Annotated in this window: 13 protein-coding genes; 8 read left to right on the top strand and 5 right to left on the bottom strand. The window is 61.3% G+C overall.

Annotation, left to right across the window (positions count from 1 at the left end; translation table 11 throughout):
• Positions 1 to 55 precede the first annotated feature (55 nt).
• Entirely contained in the window at positions 56 to 1,492 is a 1,437-nt protein-coding gene (locus MOV63_RS00355) for an NAD-dependent succinate-semialdehyde dehydrogenase (protein WP_247031036.1), read from the bottom strand.
• A gap of 158 nt (positions 1,493 to 1,650) precedes the next feature.
• Positions 1,651 to 2,232 (bottom strand): cupin domain-containing protein, encoded by a 582-nt coding sequence (locus MOV63_RS00350; RefSeq protein WP_247031035.1) that lies wholly within the window; start codon positions 2,230 to 2,232, stop codon positions 1,651 to 1,653.
• A 217-nt stretch (positions 2,233 to 2,449) separates the two neighbouring features.
• Between MOV63_RS00350 and MOV63_RS00345 the strand changes: the two genes are divergently transcribed.
• Both MOV63_RS00345 and MOV63_RS00340 read left to right on the top strand, forming a co-directional pair.
• Positions 2,450 to 2,923 (top strand): VOC family protein, encoded by a 474-nt coding sequence (locus MOV63_RS00345; RefSeq protein WP_247031034.1) that lies wholly within the window; start codon positions 2,450 to 2,452, stop codon positions 2,921 to 2,923.
• Between the two features lie 12 nt (positions 2,924 to 2,935).
• Positions 2,936 to 3,427, top strand: coding sequence for an SRPBCC family protein (locus MOV63_RS00340; protein ID WP_247031033.1), 492 nt, complete (start codon positions 2,936 to 2,938; stop codon positions 3,425 to 3,427).
• 295 nt (positions 3,428 to 3,722) lie between these two features.
• Here MOV63_RS00340 and MOV63_RS00330 read toward each other — a convergent pair whose 3' ends face one another.
• Both MOV63_RS00330 and MOV63_RS00325 read right to left on the bottom strand, forming a co-directional pair.
• Entirely contained in the window at positions 3,723 to 5,099 is a 1,377-nt protein-coding gene (locus MOV63_RS00330) for a hypothetical protein (RefSeq protein WP_247031032.1), read from the bottom strand.
• Between the two features lie 157 nt (positions 5,100 to 5,256).
• On the bottom strand, positions 5,257 to 6,432 hold the full coding sequence (locus MOV63_RS00325; protein WP_258719065.1) for an acyl-CoA dehydrogenase: 1,176 nt from the start codon (positions 6,430 to 6,432) through the stop codon (positions 5,257 to 5,259).
• 113 nt (positions 6,433 to 6,545) lie between these two features.
• On the opposite strand from MOV63_RS00325, the gene MOV63_RS00320 reads away from it, so the two are divergent.
• The gene (locus MOV63_RS00320) at positions 6,546 to 7,478 is read left to right on the top strand and encodes a LysR family transcriptional regulator (protein ID WP_247031031.1); all 933 of its coding nucleotides are present in this window, start codon (positions 6,546 to 6,548) and stop codon (positions 7,476 to 7,478) included.
• A gap of 132 nt (positions 7,479 to 7,610) precedes the next feature.
• Here the strand turns inward: MOV63_RS00320 and MOV63_RS00315 are convergent, their stop codons facing one another.
• Positions 7,611 to 9,038, bottom strand: a complete 1,428-nt coding sequence (locus tag MOV63_RS00315; RefSeq protein ID WP_247031125.1) for an amidase — start codon at positions 9,036 to 9,038, stop codon at positions 7,611 to 7,613.
• A gap of 153 nt (positions 9,039 to 9,191) precedes the next feature.
• Here MOV63_RS00315 and MOV63_RS00310 point away from each other — a divergent pair, with 153 nt between their 5' ends.
• The 5 genes from MOV63_RS00310 to MOV63_RS00290 all read left to right on the top strand — a co-directional run bounded on the left by MOV63_RS00310 (position 9,192) and on the right by MOV63_RS00290 (position 14,060).
• Positions 9,192 to 10,289, top strand: a complete 1,098-nt coding sequence (locus MOV63_RS00310) for a LacI family DNA-binding transcriptional regulator (protein ID WP_247031030.1) — start codon at positions 9,192 to 9,194, stop codon at positions 10,287 to 10,289.
• Positions 10,286 to 11,320: a PotD/PotF family extracellular solute-binding protein gene (locus tag MOV63_RS00305; protein WP_247031029.1), complete on the top strand. Its 1,035-nt coding sequence runs from the start codon at positions 10,286 to 10,288 to the stop codon at positions 11,318 to 11,320. Before MOV63_RS00310 ends, MOV63_RS00305 begins: the two co-directional genes overlap by 4 nt.
• A 100-nt stretch (positions 11,321 to 11,420) precedes the next feature.
• Positions 11,421 to 12,263, top strand: coding sequence for an ABC transporter permease (locus MOV63_RS00300; protein WP_247031028.1), 843 nt, complete (start codon positions 11,421 to 11,423; stop codon positions 12,261 to 12,263).
• On the top strand, positions 12,260 to 13,042 hold the full coding sequence (locus tag MOV63_RS00295) for an ABC transporter permease (protein WP_247031027.1): 783 nt from the start codon (positions 12,260 to 12,262) through the stop codon (positions 13,040 to 13,042). The genes MOV63_RS00300 and MOV63_RS00295 overlap by 4 nt, the downstream gene beginning before the upstream one ends.
• Positions 13,035 to 14,060: an ABC transporter ATP-binding protein gene (locus MOV63_RS00290; protein WP_247031026.1), complete on the top strand. Its 1,026-nt coding sequence runs from the start codon at positions 13,035 to 13,037 to the stop codon at positions 14,058 to 14,060. The genes MOV63_RS00295 and MOV63_RS00290 overlap by 8 nt, the downstream gene beginning before the upstream one ends.
• Positions 14,061 to 14,069 lie beyond the last annotated feature (9 nt).

Genomic DNA, 14,069 nt, shown 5'->3' with positions numbered 1-14,069 from the left:
GCCGATGCATCAGCACCGACCGGCGTCGAGAACGCGGGTCTAAAAAACCTTCAGGTCAGCTCATCTGGCTGACGAAGCGGGTTTCGAGATAGGCTTCGGTGGCTTCCGAGCCGCCTTCCGTGCCGTAGCCAGAGTCCTTGATGCCGCCGAACGGGACTTCCGGCAGGGCAAGGCCGTTGTGGTTGATAGTCAGCATGCCGGCTTCCACCTGGCGGCTGAGCGCGTGGGCGGTCTTGACCGAACCGGTGAAGGCATAGGAGGCGAGGCCGAAGGGCAGCCGGTTGGCTTCCGCGATCGCATCGTCGTAATGCGAGAAGCGGTTGATGATCGCGATCGGGCCGAAGGGCTCGTCGTTCATGATCTTGGCCGAGGTCGGCACTTCGGAGAGCACCGTCGGCTCGAAGAAGTGGCCCTTGTTGCCGATGCGGTGGCCGCCGGTTTTCAACTCGCCGCCATGGGTGATGGCGTCCTGAATCAAAGCCTCCATGGCCGGGATGCGGCGCTCGTTGGCGAGCGGACCCATGGTCACGCCGTCTTCCAGGCCGTTGCCAACCTTGATCGCCTGTGCCGCCTTGACGAAACCGGCGGTGAACTTGTCGGCGATGCCGTCCTGCACGAGGAAGCGGGTCGGGGCGACGCAGACCTGGCCGGCATTGCGGAATTTCGACATGGCGGTGACTTCGATCGCCTTTTCGAGATCGGCATCGTCGAAGATCATCACCGGCGCATGGCCGCCGAGTTCCATCGTGGCGCGCTTCATGTGCTTGCCGGCAAGGGCGGCCAGATGTTTGCCGATCGGGGTGGAGCCGGTGAACGAGATCTTGCGGATGACCGGATGCGGGATCAGGTATTCGGAAATCTCGGCCGGAATGCCGTAGACGAGGTTGACGACGCCTGCGGGCACGCCGGCATCGATGAAGGCGCGGATCAGTTCGGCCGGCGAAGCGGGCGTTTCTTCAGGCGCCTTGACGATAATCGAGCAACCGGTCGCAAGAGCTGCGGAGAGCTTGCGAACCACCTGGTTGAGTGGGAAATTCCAGGGCGTGAAGGCGGCGACAGGGCCGACCGGCAGCTTGATCGCCATCTGCGAGACGCCGCTCATGCGGGCCGGGATGATCTGGCCATAGGTGCGGCGGGCTTCCTCGGCGAACCAGTCGATCGTATCGGCGGCGCCCATGACTTCCATCTTCGACTGGGCGAGCGGCTTGCCCTGTTCGCGGGTCATGTAATAGGCGATCTGATCGACGCGCTGGCGCAGCAGGTCGGCAGCCTTGCGCATCAGCTTCGAGCGGTCGAAGGGCGAGGTATCGCGCCAGATCCTGAAACCCTTATCGGCGGCTTCCAGCGCCAGGTCCAGGTCCGCCTTGCGGGCATGGGCTATTTTCCCGATCACTTCTTCCGTCGCGGGATCGGAAACGTCGATGGTTTCGCCGCCAATGGCATCGCGCCATTCGCCGTTGATGAAAAGCTTGACGTCGGGATAGCTGTGCATGGTGTCCACTTTCATTTCAAGGCTGGATACGCCGTTTTTAACGGCGTTGGGAGAGGGTGCGGGAATATCGGGTTCTGACCTAAAATAATTGACAGGAACAATCAACGTTCATTGGCAATGTCCAAAAGGTGCTGAGTGAAATTCGGGCTTCGCTCTTCTTAAAGATAGGGCGGCGTGCAGGCACTTACCACCTCGCAGCGCTCGGTTCCGACGTTACGATATCGGTGCGGCTGGCGGCTGTCGAAGAGGAAGGCGTCGCCCTTTTTGAGGATGCGCGTCTGGCTGCCGACGGTCAGTTCCAGTTCTCCGGCGACAACCACTCCGCCTTCTTCGGCATCATGCTGCAGCATGGTCTCGCCGGTATCGGCGCCGGGCTCGTAGAACTCGTGGAAAATCTGGACGCTGTGGGATTTGGCGTCGCCGACCTGCAGCAGCGTCAAAGCGCCGGTCGAAAGCGGCGTCAGTTCCTCAGCACGGTAGAACACCTGGTCGACCGGCGGCAGCGTCAGCGCGAAAAAGTCGGTCAGCGGATAGTTGATTGCTTCGAGGATCTTCTTCAGCGAGGCGACCGAGGGGCTGACCTTGTTCTTCTCGATCAATGAGACGAGGGAGTGGGTGACGCCCGCCTTGACAGCCAGCGCCCGTTGCGACAGGCCGTGCTGCTTGCGCACCAGGCAAAGACGCTCGCCGACATTGAAACCGCCACCGGCCCCTTCCGCCGCATTCTCCATGGCGTGCATTCTTCAAAACGACCTTTGTTTCATTTCCTCGCCGCCGATCACGGCAGCGTTTCACTGATACACTGAAGGCGGGAATTTCTCCAATGACGAAAAACGGCGCAGTTGGTGAGGGATGCAACTTTTTTCGGCTGGATGTCGGATTACCGAAAGCACGTACGTCTTTGAGTTATGGTCGCCATCGACGGCCGCTTAACCAGGATTGAAAGGGAGAAATGCAATGGCGAAGAACACGATCTGCTTATGGTTTGACAAGGACGCCGAGGAGGCTGCCCGCTTCTATGCCGAGACTTTTCCGGACAGCAAGGTCGGCGCCGTAACCCGCGCGCCCGGCGATTACCCGGACGGCAAGCAGGGGGATGTGCTGGTGGTAGAATTCACCGTTGCCGGAGTGGCATGCATCGGCCTGAACGGCGGCCCGATCTTCAAGCACAACGAAGCGTTTTCCTTCCAAATCTCGACCGAAGACCAGGAAGAGACCGATCGCTACTGGAACGCCATCGTCGGTAACGGCGGTCAGGAAAGCGAATGCGGCTGGTGCAAGGACAGATGGGGCGTCTCCTGGCAGATCACGCCACGTGTCCTCATCGAAGCCCTGGCTGTCGGCGGCGGCGAGGCGAAACGTGCCTTCGAGGCGATGATGACCATGAAGAAGATCGACGTTGCGGCAATCGAAGCTGCCCGGCGTGGCTAAGGGAGACAACCAATGGACAACAAAGTGAGCAATGGCCGCACGGCAGTCGAACGGGGATCGGAGCGCGAACTCGTCGTGACGCGCAGCTTCGACGCCCCGGTTCGCCTCGTATTCGATGCATGGACCAAGCCCGAATTGTTCAAGCAGTGGTGGGCGCCGAAATCCAGCGGCGTTCCGCTTCTTGCCTGCGAGATGGATGCGCGCACGGGAGGCGGTTATAGCGTCACCTTCGGACATGACGCCTCCAGCTCCATGACCTTCTTCGGAAAATATCTCGAAGTATCGCCGCCGTCGCGCCTCGTCTGGACCAATGACGAAAGCGAAAACGGCTCCGTCACCACGGTCAGCTTCGAGGAGGAGGATGGCGGGACGCTGCTGGTCCTGCACGAGCTCTATCCTTCCAAGGAGGCGTGCGACGAATCCTGTGCCGGCATGGAAGGTGCCATGCCCGAACAGTTCGGACAGCTGGATGAACTGCTCGTCATCCTGGACGCGCGTGCGTGAACGCGCGACTGCCTTTCAGCTAAAACGCCGAGAAATAAAAGCCCGGCGCGCTGGAAGCGGCCGGGCTGATTTGGCGCAGCTGTAAAGTTTCCGATCAGAAGAACGCCTGAATGCCCGTCTGCGCCCGACGGCCATCAACGCGCTTCATTCCCCGCGCTTCCGTGGGCAGAAGCGGTGCAATCCGAGCCCATTGCGCATCCCAAAACCAAAAGAAATCATCTATATTGTTGCCTCCAAAACAGAGACACTGAATCACATTAGGCCGATTTGAGAAGCCAGTTATTGGGTCCGGGCCCTAGGGATGTTCCGATAAATCGGGGGCGAGAACGTTGCGATCCAAATCATACTTCTCCACCACAACTTGATTGCCCAAAGGGTACAACGAGTTTTCGGGGAATCGGCGGATCGCTTTTAAATATGTAAGATTCTCCTTGGAGATCCATATCTCCGTTGATGCAGAAAATGCACTTCGCTGCCACTCTCCTTTGAAACGCATAGCGGCAATTCCATCGACCGTCTCATTACCCATGTGCACGCAGCCTTGAATGACTGGTCTTTTCCTGCCTGCTTCCCACCTCACCGTAAGAAGCATGGGCCGACTTCTCCTTACCCAGGGTTCATTGTTTCTGCGTGTAAAGTAGCTGCGATCGACAAATCGAGTTTCCATATCAAAAACATCATTTCCGTCAGCTTCAAGATGGAAAAAGTTCACTTGATAGCGCCCGCTGTTTACGGTTCGCATATAGGCGCGATTGACGAGGGCACAGCTGGGATCCTCACCAACATCGCGCGGCTCTGATTCATGTGACCTGGGATCTTCAAACTCGTCGCAAAGGGATACCGATTTGGTATTTGGACCGCAGGACACGTAGCCTGGCTCGTCTCCATATGGTAATACTTTAGTAATCACTCCCGATCTCAGTGCTTCGGGCATCCGGATGTGATACATGCCCTTTGGGGTAGCAAGTGCCATCATGGCAAATACTTCCCTGCTCACTCCCATCTCATTAAAGTACTTGGAAAGCTTTTTGCCCATCGCTACGGTGGTCTTCGCCGATACGCTTGTAATTTGATGGACGCCAACAGCGGCGCCAACTGTGGCACTGCGGACTTTGCCTCCAGCGAGGGCAAACGGACACGCCGAAAAACAGTATGCGCCTCCAGCGCGAACTTCACCTGTCGACCAGCCATCTTTAATGATCTGCTCTTGGCAGCGCGGGTCCAGCATCGGGCAGTCTTTTAACTGTGTCCTTCCGACCGCGGTTTCCAATCCAGCAGTTCGTATCATACGTCCAATCGAAAGAGCAGCATCGACATTGCCACCGTAAGATTGGAACACGACCGGAAGTTTTCGGCCGCCAAGCTTTTTCAGAAAAGTCCTGAAAAGCTCTGGTGTGCCAGCTGTAATTTTCCCCTCTGCGGATATCCACTGGGTGCAAGTTTCTTGGCAACTGCCACTTTGTACCAGGGCAAAATCCATAGGCCTTGTTGCAAGCTGGTAACCGCTTGTCTCAGCTTGTGCGCTATTGTTCCTGGGTAGGATGAGGCAAGCAATGAAAAGGAAATTTAAAATGCGATTGCGGCTTTTCATTACGGGGCCCCAGGAAAAAACTAAGACAGTGAATTGAATGGCATATACGATGCAACCTGCATTGTGGGCAAGCGAGCGCATTACTCTCCTAAACTCGTTGAGATTGCGCGCTGTCTTGTTTTAGGACGGCAGGTCCAGGTCGCTCCTTACGCACAGCCGCCGCCATACCGGCGGCATGCGAAAGCCCGGCGCGCTGGAAGCGGCCGGGCCGATTTGCCGAAAAGGCGAAACGCTCTTCTCAGAAAAACGCCTGGATACCGGTCTGGGCGCGGCCCAAAATCAGCGCGTGGACGTCGTGCGTGCCTTCGTAGGTGTTGACCGTCTCCAGGTTCTGCGAATGGCGCATGACGTGGTACTCGATCTGGATGCCGTTGCCGCCGTGCATGTCGCGGGCTTGCCTCGCGATATCCAGCGCCTTGCCGCAATTGTTGCGCTTGACGATGGAGATCATTTCCGGGGCCATCTTGTGCTGGTCCATCAACTGGCCAACGCGGAGCGAAGCCTGGAGGCCGAGGGTGATTTCGGTCTGCATGTCGGCGAGCTTCTTCTGGTAGAGCTGCATGCCGGCGAGCGGCTTGCCGAACTGTTTTCTGTCGAGACCGTACTGGCGGGCACGGAACCAGCAGTCTTCCGCCGCACCCATGACGCCCCAGGAAATGCCGTAGCGGGCGCGGTTGAGGCAGCCGAAGGGACCCTTAAGGCCCGAAACGTTCGGCAGGATCGCATCTTCGCCGACTTCGACGCTGTCCATGACAATCTCGCCGGTGATCGAGGCACGCAGCGACAGCTTGCCGCCGATCTTCGGCGCCGACAGGCCCTTCATGCCCTTTTCGAGTACGAAGCCGCGGATCTCGTTGTTGTGGGCTTCCGATTTTGCCCAGACGACGAAGACGTCTGCGATCGGTGCGTTGGAAATCCACATTTTCGAACCGCGCAGGCGGTAACCGTCTTCGATCTTTTCGGCGCGGGTCTTCATGCCGCCCGGATCTGAGCCGGCATCCGGCTCGGTCAGGCCGAAACAGCCGATCAGTTCGCCGGAGACGAGGCCGGGCAGATACTTCTTTTTCTGCTCGTCGGAGCCGTAGGCGAAGATCGGGTAGATGACCAGCGAGGACTGCACGCTCATCATCGAGCGGTAGCCGCTGTCGATACGTTCGATCTCGCGGGCGACGAGGCCGTAGGCGACGTAGGAAGCGTTGGCGGCGCCGTATTCTTCCGGCAGGGTCACGCCGAGCAGGCCGGTCTGGCCCATCAGCTTGAAGAGGCCCTTGTCGGTCGTCTCGTCGAGATAGGCCTCCTGGACGCGCGGCAGGAGTTCGGCCTTGGCGAAGGCGGCAGCCGCGTCGCGGATCATCCGCTCCTCGTCGGTCAGCTGCTCTTCGAGAAGAAAGGGATCGTTCCAGGAAAAAGCCAAGGGTCTGCCTCCGGTTTGAAATCTGGCAATTGAAGTTTAAAGAATTATCGCCAGCACGGCGCCCGAGAGCAAGCACCGTTTACTCATCTGGCCATGATCTATAGTCATAGGCAATGGTCAGCCTCTCGCGAAAACTGCTCCCCTCCACCTCCGCGCTCGCGGCCTTCGATTCCGTCGCCCGGCTCGGCAGTTTCTCAGGCGCGGCGGAAGAGCTGTCGCTGACGCAAGGGGCGATCAGCCGGCAGGTTTCCGGCCTCGAGGAGCAGCTGGGGATCCAGCTTTTCGACCGTACCAGCCGTGGCGTCAGCCTCACTTCGGTGGGGGCGGAATACGCCAAGGTCGTGGCGAACGCACTGTCGCAGATACGCTCCGCTTCGCTGCAGGTCATGACCAAACGGCATAGTGACCAGCTGAACCTGGCAATTTTGCCGACTTTCGGCACTCGCTGGCTGATGCCACGCATCCCGCAATTCGTTGCCAGGCATCCGGAAATCACCCTCAATTTCGCCACCCGCATCGGGGTCTTCGATTTCGATCGCGACGGCATCGACATGGCGATCCACATAGGGCCCAGGGGTGAAAAGGGGCCGGACTGGCCGGGCGCGGAATGCACCTTCCTGATGGATGAAATGGTGGCGCCGGTCTGCTCTCCGGCATTCCTCGCCTCGCACCCGATCAAAAAGGCCGAGGACCTCTTGCGCCTGCCGCTGTTGCACATGGCCTCGCGGCCAGGCGCCTGGAACCACTGGTTCGAAAGCCTCGGCATCACCGGCACGCCGTCGCAGGGAATGCGCTTCGAGCAGTTCGGCAACGTCGCCCAGGCCTGTATCGCCGGCCTGGGTGTCGCGCTGATGCCGCTTTTCCTGATCGACGCGGAGCTTGCGAGTGGCCAGCTTGTCGAAGCGTACCCGCATCAAGTGACGAGCCCCAGCGCCTATTATGCGGTGGCGCCGCTCAGCAAGGTGGATTTCCGGCCGGTGGTGGCTTTTCGGGCGTGGCTGATCGAGGAAGTTGGTCGGTATCGGGAAGAAGTGGTGGGATGGTAGAGCGGGTGCGCGGAGCCCGGCCCCCTTGTGGAGAGGGGTTGGGGAGAGGACTTTGCTCCGCATTCAGGCCCCTCCCGCCTGCCGGCCACCCTCCCCACAAGGGGGAGGGTTAAAAACGCCGCGCCGTCTCGTCTAAAGCTTCGGTCTCCGCCCCAACCAATCCGTGGCCGCTTCATAGGCAAGTGCAATCTCCAGCACCGCCTTGTCGGCGCGCGGGCGGCCGATGATCTGGATGCCGGCGGGCAGGCCGTTTGCGCCAAAGCCGGCGGGCATGGCGGCGACCGGCAGGCCGGCCATCGAGGCCGGGACCACCACTTCCATCCAGCGGTGATAGGTGTCCATCGTCCGGCCGCCGATTTCCTTCGGCCAATGGATTTCCGCATTGAAGGGAAAGACCTGGGCGGACGGCAGGATCAGGTAATCGTACCGGTCGAACACGGTCAGCAGGTATTGATACCAGGCACTGCGGCGTTTCGAGGCGAAATGCACTTCGCGCGCCGTCATGTCGAGACCGCGCTCGATTTCCCAGATGATCTCTGGCTTCATCTTGGCGCGCTTTTCCGGATCGTCGTAGTTGTCGCGCATGCCGCTCGCGGTCAGCCAGCTGCGCAGTGTCGTCCAGGAGCGCCAGAGGTCGTCCATGTCGAAGTCCGGAACGAACTCGTCCACCGTGCAGCCGATCCGTTCGAAGACCGGAAGCGTCGCCCGGCATAGTTCCAGCACGCCGGGTTCGAACGGCAGGTAACCGCCGAGATCGCCGAGCCAGGCGACGCGAGCGCCTGAAAAGTCGCGGCCGTCCTGCGGCGTCAGGTCCTCGGTCGGCAGGGACAGCGGATCGCGCGGATCGTAACCGGCCTGGGTCGAAAGCAGGGCGGCGACATCGCGCACCGTGCGGCCCATGGGTCCCAGGACGGAGAGTTGGCCCATGAAGTTCTCGAGCTTCAGGGAGGAGGGGACGCGGCCGAAACTCGGGCGGAAACCGACGACGTTGTTGAAGGCCGCGGGGTTGCGCAGCGAGCCCATCATGTCTCCGCCATCCGCGACCGGCAGGAGGTGTGCCGAAAGGGCGGCCGCCGCGCCGCCGCTCGAGCCGCCGACCGTCTTGGTCAGGTCGTAGGGGTTCCTGGTGATGCCGTGAACCGGATTGTAGCTCTGCGAGCCGAGCCCCTGTTCGGGCGTGTTGGTCTTGCCGATGATGATCGCGCCGGCCGCGCGAATGCGCTCGACCATCACCTCGTCCTTCTCAGGCACGAAATCGGCAAAGATCGGCGAGCCATAGGTGCAGCGGATGCCCTTCACCTCGCAGAGATCCTTGATGGCGATCGGCATGCCATGCATCCAGCCGCGCGATTTGCCTGAGCCAAGCTCTGCGTCGCGTTCCGTGGCTTCCGCCAGAAGCTCGTCCCGAGGGCGCAGGCTGACGATCGCATTGATCGCGGGATTGAGCCTGTCGATCCGTGCGAGATAGGCCGTCATCACTTCGGCGCAGGAGGCCCGGCCATCATGGATTGCTGCCGAAAGTGCCGTGGCGGAAAGGCCGGTTATCTCGTCGTCCTGCATCATTGTTTCCTCATGAAATACCCGAGGATTTCCACAGGTCGGGGCGGGGAAGTCAAGGCCGCATGTGGGGATACCCGGGCTGACATTTACAAACGACTCGACAAAGGCCTTTGATCAAAGTATGCGTGCTTAAACGTTTAATCAGAGCATGATATGGCTTCACTCCGTCCCGGACCGAACATGAGCGCCATCGCTGCCGCCCTCGGCGTGTCGGCCGCGACCGTGTCGAATGCGCTTTCCGGCAAGGGACGCGTGTCGCCGGAGCTTATCGAGAAGGTTCGGGCCAAGGCAAGCGAGCTCGGTTATGTGCCGAGCCTGACCGCCCGGGCGCTGCGCACCGGCCGCACCGGCGTGCTCGGCCTTGTCCTCCCGGATATCGCCAACCCGCTCTTCCCGCAGATTGCCCAGGCGATCGAGAACGCCGCCTCGAATGCCGGCTACGGCGTGCTCATCGCCGACTCCCGCGGCGATATCGCGGCGCAGACCGAGGCGATCGGCCGGCTTCTGGAACGTGGCGTCGACGGCATGGTCATCGTTCCCCGGCGTGGCACGCGGATCGCCGATGTCGGCTGCCCCGTCGCCGTCATCGATACGCCCTCCACACCCGGTAATACCGTTTCGGCCGACCATTGGGACGGCGGCAGCCAGATGGGCCGCCATCTTGCGGAGCTTGGCCATCGCAAGGTGCTGCTGATCGGCACCAGCGCCTCCTCGAATGTGCAGAACGACCGTATCGGCGGGCTGAAGGCCGGCCTCGGCGCGCAGGCCGAATGCGATACGATGTGGATCGAGAAAATCGAGGCTGTCTCGGGCGAAGGCTGTCCACTGGGTTTGGCGGACAAGGCCAGGGCGGGTTTTACGGCCTTTGCAGCCGTCTCCGATCTTTCGGCGCTTCGGGCGCTGACGGAGCTGCAGCGCGCCGGCATCGGCGTGCCGGAAACGGTCAGCGTCACCGGTTTCGACGACCTCATCTGGTCGGCGGTCGTCACGCCGGCCCTGACTACGGTCCGCATGGACATGGCGACGATCGCCGATCTGGCGATTGCCGCGCTCATCCGCGCGATCGAGCCCGAAGGGGAGGCCGAGAACGGCGCCGAGGAGATTTCGACCGGCAACGTTACCTCCGAGACGGACCGCGTCCCGATGCAGCTCATCGTGCGCCAGTCGACGGGCGCCCCGCAGGCCGGTCGTACTCCGAATTTGCATGCCCCAACCTCCAACAAGCCGACAGCAGGAGAACTCAAATCATGAACAAGGTCATTCTTGCGTCGGGCACCGCCCTGATGCTCGCCATGGGCGTCGCGCAAACCCCGGCGCTGGCCCAGGAAAAGACGCTGACGATTTCCGTCTATGCGTTGGCCCAGGACGAATACAAGCAGATCGTCTACGATCCCTTCCAGAAGATCTGCGGCTGCAAGCTGGTCGTCGAGACCGGCAACAGCGTCGAGCGCCTCGCCAAGATGGAGGCCAACAAGGCCAACCCGGTGGTCGACATGGCCGTCATCTCGATGGCGGATGCGCTCGCCGCCTCGCGCGCCGGCCTAACCGATAAGATCGATACCTCCAAGCTCGCAAACTTCAGCAAGCTCTATGACGTTGCCAAGGATCCGAACGGCGACGGCATGAGCGTCGGCTACACGTTCTATGCCACCTCGATCGCCTATCGTTCGGACAAGATGAAGATCGACAGCTGGGCCGATCTGCTGAAGCCGGAATATGCAAGCCACGTCGCATGGCCGAACGTCACCACCAACCAGGGGCCGCCGGCGCTCTACATGCTGGGCCTGGCGCTCGCGAAGGACACCCCGGACCTGAAGGCCCCGATCGAAGCGGTCGGCGCCAAGAAGGGCGAGATCGTCACCTTCTACGAAAAGTCGTCGCAGCTGGTGCAGCTGATGCAGCAGGAAGAAATCTGGGCAGCGCCGATCGGCCGCTTCACCTGGGCGCCCTTCACCAAGCTCGGCTTCCCGATCGCCTGGGCCACGCCGAAGGAAGGCCAGACGGGCGGCATGAACGTCATGACCGTCACCAAGGGCTCCAAGAACCGCGACCTCGCGCTGCAGTTCATGGATTTCTGGCTCTCGACCGAAGTCCAGACCAAGCTCGCCGAAAAGCTGATCGACAGCCCGTCCAACAAGGACGTCAAGCTTCCCGAAGCGATTGCCAATAACCTCACCTATGGCGAGGAAACGGCAAAGAGCCTGAAGCTGATCCCGTCCGCCGTCGCGCTCGACAACCGTGCCGGCTGGATCAAGACCTGGAACGAGAAGGTCGGCCAGTAAGGGCCAACGCAACCACGGAATAGCCTCCCAAGGCTGAGGGATACGGGCAGCGCGCGAATGCCTGCCCGTATCCCGACTAGTTGAACAGGATCGAACCACCATGTTCCAGAACAGGGCTGAAGCGCTGGCACTTGCGCTGCCGGCCGCGATCTTCGCGGCGGCGGTGTTTCTCGTGCCTGTCGTGATCCTGCTATCGGATGGATTTCGCGTGCCGACCGGCGGCTGGACGATTTCCGCCTATACGGACTTCTTCTCCAATTCGCTGAACCAGACGGTCTTCCTGCGCACGCTCCGGCTCGGCGCGCTCGTTACCATCGCCTCGGCCGCGATCGGTTATGCGGCGGCGTTCGCGATCGTCAGCCTGGAACCCGGCGCCAAGGGCAAGGTCACCGGCCTCGTAGTGCTGCCGCTGATGATCTCGCCGGTTGCCCGCACCTATGCCTGGATCGTCATCCTCGGCCGCACCGGCATCGTCAATCAGGCGTTCCAGGCGCTCGGCATCACCGAGGCGCCCCTGCGCATCCTGTTCTCGGAGACGGCCATCTTCATCGGCCTCTTACAGCTCTTCCTGCCGCTGATGATCATCTCGCTGATCTCCGCGCTCGAAAACATGCCGAAGGATGCCATTCCGGCGGCCCGCGTACTCGGCGCCAACTGGTTTCAGGTGTTCTGGAAGGTCGTGCTGCCACTCACCAAGGAAGGCCTCGTCATCGGCGGCACGCTGGTCTTCACCGGCTCGCTGACCGCCTATATCACTCCGGCCATCCTCGGCGGTTCCAAGGTGCTGATGCTCGAAACGCTGCTCTACCAGCAGGTTGCGGTCTCCAACAATTTCGTCGCGGCCAGCGTCATCGCCTTCATCCTGATCGTCATGAGCTTTGCCGCCAACATTCTCCTGAAGCGCGTCGCCACGGCGCGCAACAAGCAGAGGAGCCAGGCATGACGCTGCGCAGCCTCTTCATCCCGATCACGCTCCTCCTGGTGATCGCCTTCCTGATCGGGCCGTTCCTGATCATCGTCGCCGCCTCCTTCTCGGCCGGCGAAACCCTTGCCTTCCCGCCGCAAGGCTTTTCGCTGCGCTGGATCGCCAAGGTCTTTACGGTCGAAAGTTTCCGCGCCTCGTTCGGCATGTCGCTGTTTTTGGCGATCGGCGGTACGGCGGTGGCGCTTGTCCTCGGTATTCCGGCCTCCTATGCGCTATCGCGCTACAAGCTGCCGGGAGCGGAGATCGTCCGCACCATCGTCTCGGCGCCGATCATCGTGCCGGGCATCATCGTCGGCCTGGCGCTGTTGCGCTACATCGTCGTGCCGTTCCAGGTCGGCATCACGCTGGCGCTGTTCCTCGCCCACACGGCGCTGGTTCTGCCCTATGCGGTTCGCGTCGTCTCCGCCAGCCTCGACAATCTGCGCTCCGACATCGAGGAAGCGGCCGTGCTGCTCGGCTCCTCGCGGATCGGGGCGTTCTTCCGGGTGGTGATGCCGAATATCCGCGGCGGCATCATGTCGGCCTTCATCCTCGGCTTCGTCACCAGCTTCAACCAGGTGCCGGTCTCGCTGTTCCTCTCGGGGCCAGGCGTGCGCACCCTGCCGGTCGACATGATCGCCTATATGGAAATCGTCTTCGATCCTTCCGTCGCAGCGCTCTCGTCGCTGCTCGCCTTCCTTTCCATCGGCATCGTTTTCATTGCCGAACGTTTCCTGGGGTTCTCCCGCTATGTCTGATGCGTCCTATCTCTCGCTCGAAAAGCTGACGCTCGCCTATGGCGATTCCGTTGCCGTCGCGAACCTCGATCTCGATATCCGCAAGGGCGAACTGATCGCGCTGCTCGGCCCTTCCGGCTGCGGCAAGACGACCACGATGCGGGCGATCGCCGGCCTGCTGGCGGTGAAGAGCGGCCATGTCCGCCTCGACGGTGCCGACATCACCCGGGTGCCGGCCAACAAACGCGCCGTTGGCCTGATGTTCCAGTCCTACGCGCTCTTCCCGCATCTCTCGGTCTACGAGAACGTCGCCTTCGGGCTGAAGCTCAAGGGCATGCGGGGCACCGAACTCGATACCAAGGTCCAGTCCGGCCTCAAATCTGTCGGTCTGTCGGCCTTCGCCAACCGCAAGCCGGCCGAGCTTTCCGGCGGCCAGCAGCAGCGCGTGGCGCTCGCCCGTTCGATGGTGATGGAACCGAAGGTGCTGCTGCTCGACGAGCCGCTGTCGAACCTCGATGCTCGCCTGCGTCTGGAAATGCGCACCGAGCTTCAGCGCGTCCAGAAGGAGACCGGCGTGACGATGATCTTCGTCACTCACGATCAGGCCGAAGCTTTGGCGCTCGCCGACCGCATTGTGGTCATGAAGAGCGGTAAGATAGAGCAGATCGGTTCGCCGGAAGACATCTACAACCGCCCGACATCGTCCTTCGTTGCGGACTTCGTCGGGTTCGAAAACATTTTCCCGCTCGAAAATGGAAAGATGAAGACCAGTGCGGGTCTCATCGATCTCTCGGGTAAGGCCCCTTCAGCGGCGGGTCTTGCCTGGCGGCCGCGTATGGTGACCCTGGGGACAGGTCCTTTCCAGGGCACCGTGCGCGGTACTTCCTTTGCCGGCGACGCACGGGAATACCTGCTCGATACTTCCTTCGGCCCGATCAAGGCCGAGGTGGAGGCAAGCCAGCCGACGCATGCGCTGGGTGCCGGTCTTACCTTCGACCTGCCGGCCGAAAAGGCCGCGCCGCTGTCGCGATTCGTGTAGGATCCGCTG

It is taken from the genome of Neorhizobium sp. SHOUNA12A (genome assembly GCF_023006505.1).
Taxonomy (GTDB): domain Bacteria; phylum Pseudomonadota; class Alphaproteobacteria; order Rhizobiales; family Rhizobiaceae; genus Neorhizobium.
This window is presented reverse-complemented; position numbering and strand designations above follow the sequence as displayed.